This is a genomic window from Microbacterium sp. CPCC 204701 (genome assembly GCF_004010105.1).
Classification (GTDB): domain Bacteria; phylum Actinomycetota; class Actinomycetes; order Actinomycetales; family Microbacteriaceae; genus Microbacterium.
The window spans coordinates 1-15,278 of the sequence record NZ_RRYE01000041.1; the positions used below are offsets into that span (position 1 = coordinate 1).

The 15,278-nt window shown below is 68.4% G+C and carries 7 protein-coding genes; 3 read left to right on the forward strand and 4 right to left on the reverse strand.

All coding sequences use genetic code 11. The features are described 5' to 3' along the window. Positions 1-70: 70 nt before the first annotated feature. The 4 genes from EIO58_RS05030 to EIO58_RS05045 all read right to left on the reverse strand — a co-directional run bounded on the left by EIO58_RS05030 (position 71) and on the right by EIO58_RS05045 (position 5,245). Positions 71-2,059: a beta-L-arabinofuranosidase domain-containing protein gene (locus EIO58_RS05030; protein WP_205789143.1), complete on the reverse strand. Its 1,989-nt coding sequence runs from the start codon at positions 2,057-2,059 to the stop codon at positions 71-73. Then, the gene (locus tag EIO58_RS05035) at positions 2,056-2,859 is read right to left on the reverse strand and encodes a carbohydrate ABC transporter permease (protein ID WP_127818583.1); all 804 of its coding nucleotides are present in this window, start codon (positions 2,857-2,859) and stop codon (positions 2,056-2,058) included. The genes EIO58_RS05030 and EIO58_RS05035 overlap by 4 nt, the downstream gene beginning before the upstream one ends. Positions 2,860-2,950: 91 nt before the next feature. Then, complete coding sequence (locus EIO58_RS05040) at positions 2,951-3,868, reverse strand: carbohydrate ABC transporter permease (protein WP_127818579.1); 918 nt, start codon at positions 3,866-3,868, stop codon at positions 2,951-2,953. A 78-nt stretch (positions 3,869-3,946) separates the two neighbouring features. Continuing rightward, positions 3,947-5,245, reverse strand: coding sequence for an ABC transporter substrate-binding protein (locus EIO58_RS05045; protein ID WP_127818580.1), 1,299 nt, complete (start codon positions 5,243-5,245; stop codon positions 3,947-3,949). 179 nt (positions 5,246-5,424) lie between these two features. On the opposite strand from EIO58_RS05045, the gene EIO58_RS05050 reads away from it, so the two are divergent. From EIO58_RS05050 to EIO58_RS19135, 3 genes are all read left to right on the forward strand, one after another. Continuing rightward, entirely contained in the window at positions 5,425-6,450 is a 1,026-nt protein-coding gene (locus EIO58_RS05050) for a LacI family DNA-binding transcriptional regulator (protein WP_127818581.1), read from the forward strand. A 303-nt stretch (positions 6,451-6,753) separates the two neighbouring features. Beyond that, positions 6,754-11,364 (forward strand): galactose-binding domain-containing protein, encoded by a 4,611-nt coding sequence (locus EIO58_RS05055; protein ID WP_240658577.1) that lies wholly within the window; start codon positions 6,754-6,756, stop codon positions 11,362-11,364. A gap of 180 nt (positions 11,365-11,544) precedes the next feature. Next, entirely contained in the window at positions 11,545-15,021 is a 3,477-nt protein-coding gene (locus EIO58_RS19135; RefSeq protein ID WP_240658578.1) for a family 43 glycosylhydrolase, read from the forward strand. The last annotated feature ends 257 nt before the right edge of the window (positions 15,022-15,278 follow it).

Here is a 15,278-nt window from a genome sequence, read left to right on the forward strand (position 1 = left end):
GGGTCCGGCAGCGCCTGCCTGCGTCGGGACCTGTCGCAGGGCTCGCGACGAGCGGCACCCGCGGGGCCGGCTATGTCCAGCCGTCGCCGAGCGGGAGGCCGGCGTCAGCCCGCGGCGCCGAGTCGCTCGAGGCGGGGATCCATACCCGCATCGTCGAAGGGCCGCGTTGAGCCCAGTCGTGGTACCGCACGAGGGGAACGTCGACGGATGCCGCGCCCGGTGCATCCGCCCGGCTGCCGGTGTACGGCCATCCGTCGTCGAAGGGCCCGAGCGGGACGACGGCGATCCACACGCGGCCGTCTCGCTCGAACGGCACCGCACCAGGTGCGACGGCGATGCGTGCGATGTCACCAGAAGCGGTGGGCTCGAGGTCGACGGACTCGAGTGCCAGCACCTCCGGCCCGCGCTCGATCGCCACGCAGCCGCGGATGGCGTCGATGCGATCGTCGGGCGATGAGACGCGGGGCTTCATGGGCAGCTCGAGCTCCACGAGATCTCCTGGTCGGAAGCCGTGCCGCACCTCCACGAGGCCGCTCGGCACCTGGCGCTGCTGGGTCGAATCCGCGGTGACCACCCGCAGCACGGCGCCGTCGGCCCAGTCGGGAACCCGCGCGCTGAGCGTCCACGGTGCGCCGGCACCCTCGGTGATCGTGATGGTGACGCGTCCGTCTGCCGGGTAGTCGGTCGCCACGTCGAAGGCGACCGTCCGCCCGTCGCTGAGTGTCGTCCGCACGATGGAGGGCGCGTACTGAAGCAGCTGGACTCCGTCATCGTCCTTCGTAGCCACGTACGCGTCGAGACTCGCCAGGGTGCGCGCCACGTTCGGCGGGCAGCACGAGACCTCGAACCACGGTGCCCGCAGCGACGACGACGCGCGCGGCGATGTCGCGTGGGCATCGGCGGGCGTTCCGGGAACGCGCTGATGCAGCGTGTTGGCGTAATAGAACGCGCGACCGTCAGGAGCGGGTGAAGTCGCCACGACGTTGTACAGCGTGCGCTCGATCAGATCGGCGTGCCGGGAGTCGCCGCTGGCCAGGAGCAGTCGCCACGTGAACATGATCGATCCGATGCCCGCGCACGTCTCGGAGTACGCGCGATCCGGCGGAAGCTCCCAGTCCTCGCCGAACGCCTCGTCCTGGTGGTGCGACCCCTGGCCGCCGGTGATGTAGGTGCGCCGGGCGGCGGTGCGATCCCACTGCCGGCGCAGTGCCTTGAGCAGGGCGGCGTCGTGCGTCTCGACCGCGACATCGGTCGCGCCTGCAGCGAGGTAGTTCGCGCGCACCGCGTGCCCGCGCAGCACATCGGCGTCACGCACCGCGATGTCGTCCTGGAAGTACTTGCGCCCCCACTCGATGTCGCGCAGCGTGCCGCGGCCGTGTCGCTCGACGAAGACGCGTGCCTGATCGATGTACCGACGCTCGCCGGTGAGTCGGAACAGCTCGGCCAGCGCGACCTCGATCTCGGCGTGGCCGCAGATCTTGACATGTCCGCCGGGACCGAACTCGTCGCACACCAGGTCTGCGGCGCTCCGGGCGATGGCCAAGAGGCCGTCGTCGGAGCCGGGCCGGGTGCGTTCCCGTGCGACGGCAGCCTGGATGAGATGCCCTGCGCAGTACAGCTCGTGCCCCCACTCCAGGTCGCTCCACCGCGGCTTCTGGCCCGGTCGCCCGAAATGCGTGTTGAGGTAGCCGTCTGCCTCTTGCGCGCGCCCGACCCGTGCGACCACCGCGCGGAATCGCTCCTCCAACGCGGGGTCGTCCGTGCGGCCGATCTCCCACGCGAGCGCCTCGAGGTACTTGTAGACCTCCGAGTCCGAGAACTCGCGACCACGGCGGCGCTCGGGAAGACCGTCGCCGGCTGCGAGGTCGAAGTTGGGCAGCCACCCCTCGGACTCGAGTCGGGCCTCGATGTGAGCGAGGGTGTTGCGACCGTTGACGGCCTGACGTTCGCCCCAGAACCCGCCGGTGATGCGAACCTCGTTCTGCCCGAGCGGGCGGAACCGGCCGCGGCCGGGAACGGCCGGCGCCTGCGGCGCCGGGGTCGTGATCTGCATTGTCATCCCTTGAACGCTCCCGACATGAATCCACGGACGTAGTGGCGCTGCAGCACCAGGAAGAGAACCACGCACGGCAGCGCGAGCACTACCACGCCGGCTTCGGTGGCGCCGTAGTCGATGACGCCCATCACCTGGCCGCGGAGGTTGGCGACGGCCAGCGGCAGCGTCACCCGGTTGGTGTCGTTGATGAGGATCAGCGGTGCGATGAAGTCGTTCCAGGCCGTGAGGAACGCGAACAGCCCCACCGTGATGAGCCCGGGCTTGACCGCCGGAAGAAGCACGCGCCACAGCGCCGAGAAGCTGTTGCAGCCGTCGACGAGCGCCGCCTCGTCCATCTCGCGCGGGATCGACTCGAATGAGATGCGCATCATGAACATCGAGAAGGGCAGCTGGAACATCGTGAGCACGAGCGCCACGCCGACCAGCGAGTTGTTCAGGCCGATCGCGTTGAGGATCACGTACAGCGGGATGAGCAGCGTCGCGTACGGCACCATCAGGATCGCCAGCACCAGCAGGAACAGCAGGTTCTTGCCGGGAAACGAGAACCGCGCGAACGCGTATCCGCCGAGGAACGAGATCACCAGGGTGAGGGCCACCGTCAGCAGCGACACGAACAGCGAGTTGCCGAGGTAGACCCAGATCCCGGCCTGGAAGTTCGCCAGCGAGATGTAGTTGCCGATGCCCCATCCGTCGGTCTGCGCGGAGCCGGCCTGCGGGCTGAACGACGAGACCGTCGTCCACACCAGCGGGTAGAGGAAGATGATCGCGAGTGCGCCGGTGAAGACGACGTACGGGATGCCCATCACGAGGCGGCCGCGCCGGCCGGCCGGCCGGTCGCCGCGGTAGTCGGGCGCGACGATCGTGCGCGTGGAGGTCGTGTCGGTGAGGGTCACGTCAGGCCTCCTCGGGGCGGCGGAAGGCCCGCAGCTGGACGATGTTGATGACGATGAGGGCCAGCAGCACGATCACCGAAAGTGCGGCGGCGATGCCGAGGTTGTTCTGCCCCTGGAAGGCGACGTTGTAGATGAGCTGGACGATGGTCATGGTGCTGTTGTCGGGCCCGCCTTTGGTGAGGATGTAGAACTGGTCGAACGCCAGGAGCGATCCGGTGACGCACAGCACGATCGTGAGGGCGAACGTCGGCCGCAGCAGGGGCACGGTGATGTGCCGGAACGTCTGCCAGCGCGAAGCGCCGTCGATCCGGGCGGCCTCGAACACGTCGTCCGGGATGCCCTGCAGACCGACGAGCATCAGAAGCATGTAGAACCCTGCGTAACGCCACACGATGAGGAACACCGTCGACCACAGGGCGCCCTCCGGGGTGCCGAGCAAGGTGAATCCCCACGACTCCATGAGGTTTGCGAACGGGCCGGCGAACGGCGAGTACAGCACGTAGAACAGGAGGGATGCCGAGGCCAGGCCCAGTGCGCTGGGGATGAGGAACGCCGTGCGGAGGAAGCCCTTCCATGCGGTCGACTCCTGTACGAGCAGCGCGAGGCCCAGGCCCAGGCCGATGAGGAGGACCGTGGTGATCACGGTGTACGTGAGAGTGAAGCCGATCGCCTCCCAGAACAGTCGCAGGTCGATGGCGTCTGCGTAGTTCTGCGGGAAGTTCAGGCCCATGTTGCCGCGCAGCAGCGGCCACTCGGAGGCCGACATCTGCAGCACGAGGACGAGCGGGATGACGAACAGGGCCACTACGAACAGGGCGGTCGGTGCGGCGTAGAGCCAGCCCTGGACGGGACCGCCCAGGGGGCTCCTGCTCGGGCCGCTCGTCCGAGGCGCTCGGCGCGCAGCTGTCGTGAAGGTCACGTCGCTCCTTCGGTGGAATGTGTGCGGGGGAGAGAACGGGCGGGACGCATCGTCGCGGATGCGCCCCGCCCGGATGGATCACTGGCCGAGGACCGCAGAGATCTCTTCGTTGTCGGCCTCGACGGTGTCGGCGCCTTCGATCACGGCGTTGCGCACCAGCGTCAGCCACGGACTGCCGGGGGCGTTGAACGCCTGCTGGAAGTGCAGCGCAACGGGGGTGTCGCCCTCGGCCGCCACCTCGTTGATCGTCACGAGACGCGGGTCTTCGGCCGAGTACTCGTTGTTCGCGAGGTCGGAGCGGGAGACGGCGTTGCCGTCCTTCGCCAGCACCTGCACCTGAGCGTCCTCCGACATCATCCACGCGAGGAAGTTCCACGCCTGCGCCGACAGGGCCGAGTCCTTCGAGATGCCGATGCCGTCACCGCCGACGAACGTCGAGACGCCGCTGTCGACGCCCGGGAGGCCGGCGACGCCCGCGTCGAACTCGAGGCTCGACAGCAGCGTCGCGGGGTAGGGCATGATGCCGACGTTGCCCTCCTGGAAGCCCGCGACCCAGGTCGCGCCGGTCTCGTCGGCGGAGCCTGGGGCCACGGCGCCGGAGTCGTAGAGGTCCCTCCACGTGGAGTAGACCTCTTGCGCGGTGTCTCCGGCCAGCAGCGACTCGGTCCCCTCGGGGTTCATGACCTGGTCACCCGAGGCCCAGATGGTCGGGAACCACGTGAAGACCAGGCATCCGCCGCAGTTGAGGCCCGCGGACGTACCGGAGACGCCGTCCTTGCCCAGATCCTGGATCGCCTTGGCGGCGTCGGCGAACTCGGCGAGGGTCTCAGGGGCGGCCTCGGGGTCGAGACCCGCTTCGGCGAAGAGCTCCTTGTTCCACATCAGCATCGACAGGTCGAGCACGAAGGGCAGAACGTGCTCACTGCCGTCGTAGGTTCCGGCCGAGAGGTGCCCCTTGTTGATCGAGTCCTTGTAGTCGAGGCCGTCGATCTGGGCGCTGATGTCGGTGAAAAGGCCCTGCTGGACCCAGTTCGGCACGTAGACGATGTCAGCGGCGAACAGGTCGGGAAGCCCGCCCGAGCCGGCCGCTGCACCGACCTTGGCGACGTAGTCGTCATTGGGGACGACCGTGAGCTCGACCTGGTTCTCGTGACTTTCGTTGTACGCCTCGACGAGCAGCTTGGCCTGACGCTCCATCGGCGCGCGAGTCCACAGTGTGAGGGTCGAGCCGTCGTCCACGCCCTCGGCGGGGATCGACTCAGCGGGGGCGGGTGTGCCGCCGCTTGCGGCGCAGGCGGCGAGGCTGCCGATGAGGGCGCCCGCCGTGACGAGGGCCGTGGCCGCTCGCAGTGCGGCACGACGTCGGGTGGTGATCATGCAACTGTCTCCTCTGGCTCTTCATCGAGCGGATGACGCCGATCGGGTCGGCCCGCTACCTTGGGGGTGCGATGGGCTCTCGAAACGATCGAAACCCATTTCGAGCAAGCTATCGTGGGTCCTCTCAGGTCGTCAAGTATGGTCGTCGATAACGTTTGAGTACCGAAGGAGGTGCGCTCGTGGCACCGAAGGAGAACGGGCCTCGCGCCGCCACGCTGACCGATGTGGCTCGGCGTGCGGGTGTGTCGATCGCGACCGCGTCCAAGGCGCTGAACAACCGTGACGACGTCGCGTTCACGACACGCCAGCGCGTCCTGCAGGCTGCGGAGGCGCTCTCCTTCACCCCGAACGCGATGGCCAAGGGCCTCCTCGCCGGGCGGACCGGCACGGTGGGGCTGCTCACGAGCGACCTCGAGGGTCGCTTCATGATCCCGATCCTGATGGGCGCCGAGGACGCGTTCGGGGCAGGCCAGGTCAACGTCTTCCTCTGCGACGCCCGCGGCGACGCGATCCGCGAGAAGCACCACCTGCGCGCGCTCCTCAGCCGGCGCGTGGACGGCATCATCGTCGTGGGCCGGCAGACCGACCCTCGGCCGTCGCTCGGACAGGAGATCCCGGTGCCGGTCGTCTACGCGTACGCGCCGTCGGACGACCCCAGCGACCTGTCGCTCACCCCCGACAACTACTCGGGAGGGCGCCTTGCGATCGAGCACCTGGTGGCGTGCGGACGCACGCGGATCGCGCACATCACCGGGGATCCGACCTACGCCGCGGCGCAGGACCGCATCGCCGGCGCGCGGTCCGGCCTCCAGGCGGCCGGGCTCGAACTCGTGGGAGAGCCGATGTTCTCGGAGTGGACCGAGCATTGGGGCCGCGACGCGGCGGCGATCCTGCTGCAGCGGCATCCCGACGTCGATGCGATCTTCTGCGGCTCCGATCAGATCGCCCGCGGCGTCCTCGACACGGCACGCGAACTCGGGCGAAAGGTGCCCGCTGACCTCGCGGTCATCGGCTACGACAACTGGGAGGTGCTGTCGACGAACTCCCGGCCCGAGTTGACCAGCATCGACGCCAACCTGCAGCAGCTCGGACGCCAGGCGGCGCAGCGCGTGTTCGACGCGATCGATGGCGTCGACATCGGCGAGGGAACCCATCACCTTCCCGTCCGGCTCGTCATCCGCGGATCGACCATCCCGCGACGCTGAGCGTGCGTTGACGACGGCGCCGCCGGCCGCAACGGTTTTCGAAGCGGCGCCGCGCCGAACCGGACGAAACCAGCGAAAACTCCGAAACCCATTGCGCTCGAGCTTTCCCCACTGCTTTACTGACGCCGACTCACTTCGCCCCGGCCGATCGGTGACGGCGGCGCGCCGAGTCTCCCGTTTCCCCGATGGAGAGGATGGGCGATGTCGCCTATGTCAACGAGAAGAGCGGCCGCCGCAGCGACGATATGCGCGCTGACGGCCGCCACGCTCACGTTCGTTCCCACATCCGCGTTCGGCGCACCAGTGCCCGGCAACGAATCCGATGTCGGGGTGTATACGAACGGGCAGTCGGACTCGATGGACATCGGGGAGCCGACGTACACGAACCTTGCCGAAGTCGAGCAGAAGCTGGTACCCGGCGTGGACTGGACTGCCGACAGCATGCACGACGCGATCTTCCAGAAGGATCGTGCCGCGGGCGGCACCGACTACTACCTGGACCGCATCCTGGGCGTGACCGGCACTGCGGGCAACGCCGTCCTGCAGACCCGCGGGCGCTCGCTCTACATGCGCGGCGGCAGCAACTGGAACGTGATGGGATTCGCGGGGTCGGCCTTCGCAGGCGGGCCGAACAACCTCGGCTCGTTCTACTCGGTGATCGTGCCGGGGCAGACGGTGTCCGAAGTGGGTGCACAGCGCTTCAACGCCCCGAGCCACGCCGCCTCTCGCTACACGATCGGCTCGACCGGCGTCGTCGCCGACATGAAGAAGTTCATCACCTACGACAATGTGGCTGTCACGACTGTCGCGTTCCAGAACCCCGGCGGATCGCCGCAGACGTTCACGGTGCGGGCGGCCTCGCCGCTGACCACGGACGCGGGCGGCGAGGGTGACGAGCTCATCGGCACCCGCACCATCACGAGCGGCTCGAACAACGGACTCAACGACACCGCATGGTCGAAAGTCGACATCGCGCTGAAGGCTCCCGGCTTCGTGCGCTCGGGCTCGAACCTCGACCGCGAGATCACCGTCCCGGCCGGCGGCACCGTCGAACTCTCCGTTGTCGGCGCACTGTACAGCGAGGGCATGCCCGCCGGCCTGCAGGAGGCCCGCGAGTATGCCGCCAAGACCCCGGCCGAGGCGTTCCGCGACGGCGTGACCGAGTTCAACCAGCGGTGGGCACAGGACATCCCTTACATCGACGTGCCCGACGCGGCGATCGAGAAGGCGATCGTCTACCGCTGGTGGGGTGAGCGCTACAACGCACTCGATACCAACGAGTCCGGCTACGTGTACCAGTATCCGACCACGATCGAGGGCGTGAACCTCTACCAGAACTCCGTCGTGCTCACGCAGCCGATGCACCTGCAGGACACCAAGTGGATCCGCAATCCGTACCTCGCGTACGGGCAGATCCTCAACGTCGGCGAGCTGTCGGGATCGTCCGCGTTCCTCGACAGCCCCGGTCACACGAGCTGGAACAACCACTACTCGCAGTACCTCGGCACCGCCGGCCTCGAGGCGTACAACGTCTACGGAGGAGGCCCCGCGATCGCGGAGCGCTTCGCGAAGTACTTCGAGGGCGACGGCGTGGGCCAGCTCGAGCACTACGACGGCAACGACGACAAGCTCATCGCCTACGACACGAACTACATGCCCGGCAACGACTCGGATGCGATCACCTTCGGCTATCCGAAGACGAACGCCTCTGCTCCCGGCGCGCGCACCATCGAGCGTCCGGAGTCGGCGTATGTGTGGGGCGCGTTCGATGCGGCTGCTCAGCTCTACCAGCAGTCCGGCGCCGATGAGGCGAAGGTCGCCGAGGTGCAGGGCAAGGCGGACGAGATCCAGGCCGCAGTGCTCGACCGCCTGTGGAGCGAGGAGATGCGGATGTTCCTCGCCGGCACGTCTCACGGTGCGCAGGCGGCGGCGTCCTCGGGATCCGGCGCCAACCCGCTCAGTGCGGCTGAGCGCGACCTGATCCCCGCCAAGGAGTCGAATCTCTACGACATCTACTCCGAAGGACTGATCCCCGAGCAGGACGCCGCCGACTACGCCGACGGCTTCCGCTTCCTCCGCTACGGCGACAACTTCCCGATCTTCCCCTTCTACACGGCGAACCAGTACGACCGCGCCAAGTTCGGGATCGGCGGGTCGAACAACTTCTCCAACATCAACTTCACGGTGCAGTACCGCGCCGTGCGGGCGGCGTTGAGAGGCTACGACCCGGAGCAGAAGTACATCACGCCCGAGTACGCGGCACGCCTGCTGGACTGGATGGCGTGGAGCATCTACCCGAACGGTGACGCGCGCGTCGCCAACCAGGCCGAGTACTACTCGAACTGGAACGCGGCGGCCAAGACGTACAACCGCAACAACCCGAACCACGTGATGCTCGGCAACATGAACTACATCTACGTGGAGGACATGGGTGGCATACGGCCCCGCGCGGACGACAAGATCGAGCTGTGGCCGATCGATCTCGGGTACGAGAACTTCATGGTGAACAACCTCCGCTATCACGGCAAGGACCTCACCATCGTCTGGGATGCGGACGGTTCCGAGTACGGCCTCGGCGCCGGGTACAGCCTCTTCGTCGACGGCGAGCGCAAGGCGACCGCCGACGACCTCGGAAGGCTCGTCTACGACCCCGCCGCCAACGAGATCATCGAGTCGGACGAGGGCCTGAACGTGGAGGTCGCCTCGGAGGACGGCGCGGACATTCCGAGTGCCGTCGACACACCGATCGACGACGCTCGCGTGGTCGCGTACCTCAAGACTGCCGGGATCGACCTGGAGGAGGACGCCCCGAACCTCGCCGCCGGCGCCACGCTCGCATCGTCGTACACGCAACAGGGTGCACGGCCGGCGCCATGGCGCGAGTTCCACACTCCAGGTCTCGGCAACTACAACTACACGCCGGGCGCCATCACCGAGACGGAGCGACCGGTTTCGCTCGATGCCGTCATCGACGGCACGACCGTGAACGAGCCCTACTGGGGCAACCACGGCACGACCGAGGCGAACGGCTACATCGACCTCGACTTCGGCGCACCGCAGCAGTTCGACAACGTCAAGGTATGGTTCGTCAGCGACCGCCAGGTCGGTGGGTACCGACAGCCGCAGGGCTACTCCGTGCAGGTGCAGAACGAGGCCGGCGAGTGGGTGACCGTTCCCGACGCGTTCAAGGCACCGAAGATCCCGGGGCCGAAGTTCAACGAGGCCCTGTTCGAGACGGTCACGGCGAGCAAGGTGCGCCTGGCGTTCACGAACGCTCCGTCGTTCTCCACCGCGATCTCGGAGATTCAGGTGTTCGACTCCGGTCGCGAGGTGCCGGCGGTCGTCAACGACCCGCCCGTCGTCACCGCTGTGGCAGACCGCTCCAGCGACGGCAACCTGTCGACCACCCTGGTCGGCACCGTGAGTGACGACGGCATTCCCGAGAGCGGGTCGCTCACATACGGCTGGACGACCGTCTCGGCGCCGGAGGGTGCGGGCGTGATCTTCGGCGACGACAGCGCGCTGCGCACCACCGTGACCGGTACGGTCGCCGGCACCTACGTGTTCCGTCTCGAGGCCGGTGACGGCGAGCTCACGACGCATCGCGACGTGGAGCTCGAGCTCACCGAGAAGGCCACTTCGGCGGAGTACGGCGCGGTGGGGACGGTCTCTTCGAGCGGCAGCGCATCGTGGGAGAACCAGAACCGGGTGAACGAAGCCACGACCCCGACGAGCTCCAGCCCCGGAGCGGGCAACGGCTGGGGCACGTGGGGTCAAGCCGCGAACGGCACCTCTGCGGCCACTGCCGCGTGGCTGCGCTACACGTGGCAGTCGCCGGTGCGTGTCGGCTCGACCGAGATCTACTGGTACGACGACAACGGCGGAACGCGGATGCCGCGCCCCGACACATATGTCGTCGAGCACTCCAGCGACGGCGCGAACTGGACGCCGGTCACCCTCACGAACGGCTCCACGTACGCCGGGGCGCTGAATCGCAACGCGTTCAACCGCCTCGAGTTCGAGCCGGTCGAGGCCAGCCAGCTGCGCATCCGCATCACGGGCGTACAGGGTACGGGCGCCGGCACCGGCGTTCTGCGATGGCGAGTCAACGGCGAGACCGTCTCGTCTGTCGACGCGCCGGTGGTGATCCGGACCGCCGTAGGCGAGATCCCCGAACTCCCGGCGGAGCTCGATGTGGTGTTCGCCAGCGGCACACGCGGTTCGGTGCCGTTCACGTGGCAGGAGATCACGGCCGAACAGGTGGCCGAGACCAACGTGGAGCCGTTCACCGTGTACGGCACGAACACCGCGTACGGCCTCATCAGCGAGGCGCAGATCTATGTGCGGCCGGAGACCTCGCAGGGCGGGATCTCGATCCAGGGTGTGCAGGAGTTCGAGCAGTCGGTCGACATCGGCGAGCTGCCATGGCTGCCCGAGCGCGTCGCCGTGTCGTACAACGACGGCTCGCGCGACAACCGTGCGATCGGCGTGGAGTGGGACTTCGACGAATCGGTCGTAGACACCGCAGGTGTCTACGAGATTCGCGGAGAGCTGGTCCTTCCGCCGTACGTCGGGACGGCGGGGGCGACCTCGACCACGCTGACGCTCACGGTCGGGGACGGGGTGCCTCCTGGTCCGCAGATCACGGCAACCGCTGAGCCGCGCTGCGTCGCGGGCAAGATCCAGCTGATCGTGAAGGCGACCAACGAGGATGACGAGGCACTCACCCTCGGGGTGACCTCCTCCTTCGGGACGAAGCAGATCGTGGATCTGGCGGCCGGCAAGTCGGCGAGCCACGCATTCGCCGTCCGCGCCGGGACGGTCGCTGCCGGCACCGTCTCGGTGACGGCCACCGCGGCCGGCGGCTCGACGACCACGGTGGAGGCGGACTACCCCGCCAAGAGCTGCGGCTGATTCGCGGATAGCGACGGGGCGGCGACGGGTTATCCCGTCGCCGCCCCCGTCGTCTCCGAGGACGGCATCCGCGTTTCGAAAACATCGAAAAGCATTGCGAACCGACCGCTGTTACCGATAACGTCCGAGCAGCGGTCGCTCGCTGAGGAGCGACGCCGAGGCTCCAGAGGAGTGGACAACGTGGTTCCGAAATCGAGGACACTGATACCCCGCGTCACGGCCGGACTGGTGGGCGCGCTGCTCGTGGCTCTCGCGCAGGCGCCGGCCTACGCGGCGACCGAGAACCCGATCATCGGCGACGGCTCGGTGTATTCGGCCGATCCGTCTCTGCTCGCCGTCGACGACACGCTCTACATCCACGCGGGCCGCGACCAGGCCGGCGCCACCACCAACGACTTCATCATGAACGAGTGGCAGGCCCTCTCGACCACCGATGTCGACGGCGGCGACTGGCAGCACCACCCCTCCCTCATGCGACCCGAGACGGTCTTCGCGTGGGCCACCCCCGGCCGCGCCTACGCCGGCCAGGTCGTCGAGGGCGTGGACGGCCGCTACTACTGGTACGTCCCGGTGCACGAGGCGGCCAGTCCGGCGTCCGACAAGTTCGGCATCGGCGTCGCCGTGTCCGATACGCCTCTCGGCCCGTGGACCGATCACGCCGGGGGCCCGATCGTGTCGCAGCGGATCCTCGGCAACGACGCTCACAACATCGACCCCACCGTCCTGGTGGACGACGGTCGCGTGTGGATGTACTGGGGCAGCTTCAGCCGGTTGATGGCGCTCGAGCTGCAGAGCGACATGAAGACGCGCATCGGGTCGCCGACGACGATCTCCAGCGGCGTGAACGGCTTCTTCGAGGCCGCGTGGCTGTTCGAGCGCAACGACACGTACTACCTCGCCTATGCGGCCAACAACGCCGGACCGACCAGCACCTGCACGCCGGCGAACTATCACGCGTGCATCGCCTACTCGACGGCATCGAGCCCGCTCGGTCCGTGGACATACCGCGGTCGCATCCTGGCGCCGGTGTCGTCGACGACCAGCCACCCGGCGATCGCCGAGTTCAAGGGCGAGTGGTACCTGGCGTACCACACCGCCGACGCGGTGGGCGGCAACCACTTCCGTCGGTCGGTCGCGATCGACCGTCTCGAGTGGGACGACACACAGACGCCCGCGCGCATCCTGCCTGTCACCACGACGCCTGTCAAAGGACCGAACCTCACGCCGCGGTCGAACGTCGCGCCGTGGGCGACGTCATCGGCGTCCAACGAGCCGATTCCGACGCAGTACTGGATCAAGTCGCTCAACGACGAGATCATCCGCCCGAACCCGCTGCCGCCCGACATGTGGGGCAGCTGGACCGCCAACCGTCCCGCGCAGCAGTGGATCCAGTACGACTGGGACGCCGCGGTGCGCGTCGGCTCGACGAAGATCCAGTTCTGGAACGACGCGCAGCCCGGCACGGGCAACGGCGTCGCCGCGCCCGCGTCGTGGGTGCTGCAGTACTGGGCGGACGGCGATTGGGTCGACGTGCCGAACGCGAGCACCTATCCGACCGCCACGCGGCAGCTGCACACCGTGACGTTCGACCCGGTGACCACCACGCGCCTGCGGGCGGTGCTGAACGCATCGCCGAACGCGGCCAATCCCCCCTCGTACGCAGCTGTCGCGGTCGAGGAGTGGGAGGTGCATGCGGCGCAGCCCGACTCCGTCGCCGGGGTCTCGGTCGAGACCGAGATCGGCGTCGCGCCCGAGCTTCCCGAGACGGTCGCCCTCGTGTACGGCGAGGACTCGCTGCCCGGCGCGGTGCGCTGGGATGCCGTCGCCCCTGAGGACTACGCCGCAGCTGGCACCTTCACGGTGGGAGGGTTCGTCGAGGGCTACGCCGCCGGCCGAGCCACCGCGACGGTCACCGTCCGCGGTGCGAACCCGTGGCGTGTGAATCTCGCGCCCGCCGGAGCCGCCGCCGCCGTGCACACAGCCGACGGCGCCTCGCTCGAAGCGCTGAACGATGGGCGTCTGGTGTACACCGGCGCCGCAGAGCCGGTGTGGAGCTCGGCGTCCGACGAGAACCCGGAGTCGCTCTGGGCCGGCTATACGTGGGACGAGACGGTGCGCGTCGATGCGGTCACCGCGCACTTCTGGAGCGGCGACGCCGACGTGGCGCTTCCGGCATCGTGGAAGGTGCAGGCGCTCGCGGGTGGCGTGTGGAGCGACGTCACGGGTGCCGACGCCTACTCGACCGAAGCCGGCGAGCCGAATGCGGTGACCTTCGACGAGGTGGAGGCGACCGGTATCCGGATCGTGATGACCGCGTCCGCATCCGGCGAGTCCTTCGCCGCAGTCGGCCTCGGCGAACTCGAGGTGTTCGGCGAGACGCTCGACACCACCGCGCCAGAGGTGTCCCTCGCCGCGAAGGGCGTCGCCGGCGCCGCCGGCTGGTTCCTCTCGCCGGTGACGGTGCGCGCGACGGCGGTCGATGATCGCGACCTGCGCACGCGCGTCGACCTGGCGGTCGGCGACGGCCCCTGGCAGCAGAACGAGAACGTGCGCTACGCCGAGACGACGGTGTCGGGCGACGGCGAGCATACGGTGCGGGCGCGGGCGACGGATGCCTCGGGCAACACTTCCGGCGAGGCTTCGACGACCGTGCGGATCGACTCCACCGATCCCACCGTCGCCGGCACGCTCGACGTCGCCGCGCGCACGGTGAGCGCGGCCGCAGCCGACGGCGGGTCGGGCATTGCGGTGGTCGAATACGCGATCGACGCGCCGGTGGGCTGGAACGCCTACAGCGCACCGGTGCAGATCGACGCCCAGCGCCACACCGTGTATCTGCGGGCGAAGGATGCCGCAGGCAATGTGTCGGCGCTCGCGACCGTCACGGTGCCGCTGGCCCCCGACGCGCCCCTGGAGGGCAACATCGCTCCCATCGCCACCGCGACCGCGTCGTACACGTCGTCGTGGAACAGTGTCGCCGCCGTCAACGACGGCGCTCTCACCGGCGCCTCGTGGGGCACGTGGCCCAACGTGGGCGAGCAGTGGGTGCAACTCGAGTGGGACCGCATCGTCACAATCGACCGGGCAGGGGTGCTGTTCTTCCGCGACTCGACAGACGCATCGGGAGTGGGCATGATCCCGCCCCGGGAATGGAAGCTGCAGTACGTCGACCTCGCCACCGGCGAATGGAAGGACGTCGAGACCGCCGGTGCCTACGGACGCTCGTCCACGGCGATCAACGAGGTGGCCTTCGCCCCGGTGACGACCACCAGGCTCCGTGCGCTCATGCAGGCGTGGGGCGAGGCGAGCGCCGGCGGATCCAGCGGCATCCTCGAGTTCGAGGCGTGGGCGGCGGCTGTCGAGGAGCCCGTCATCGATGTCGAGCTCGCCGTGGCATCGCGCTGCGTCGCGTCGAAGGTGGTCTTGACGGCCACAGCCGCCAACGACGGTGAGCAGGCGGTGGCGATCGATCTGAGCACGCCGTACGGCTCCAAGACCGTTTCCGAGCTCGCCGCCGGCAAGAAGTCGAGCCACGCGTTCACCACGCGGGCCGCGAGCATCCCCGGCGACGAGGTGACCGCGGTGGTCACGGTGATCGTGGAGGGTGAGACCGTGACCGAGGAGTACGCGGTGCCGTACGACACGCGCACATGTTGACCCCCGCATTCGAAGCGACCGGCCGCTCACACGGCGATCGTCCTCCGCCGACTCCGCTCCGTACGCGGACGCCTCCTCGAAGGGCGTCCGGACTCGCGGCATCCGCCCCTTCACCGCCCGCCATGACGCGGATCTGTTCGCCGCGCCCCAGCATCACTGCTTCGACTGCTTCTCAGAAAGGAAGACAATGACCTCCGACACCCGATCCGGCCTCACGCGCCGCAATGTCGTCGTGGGAGGAGGGATCGCGCTCGCCG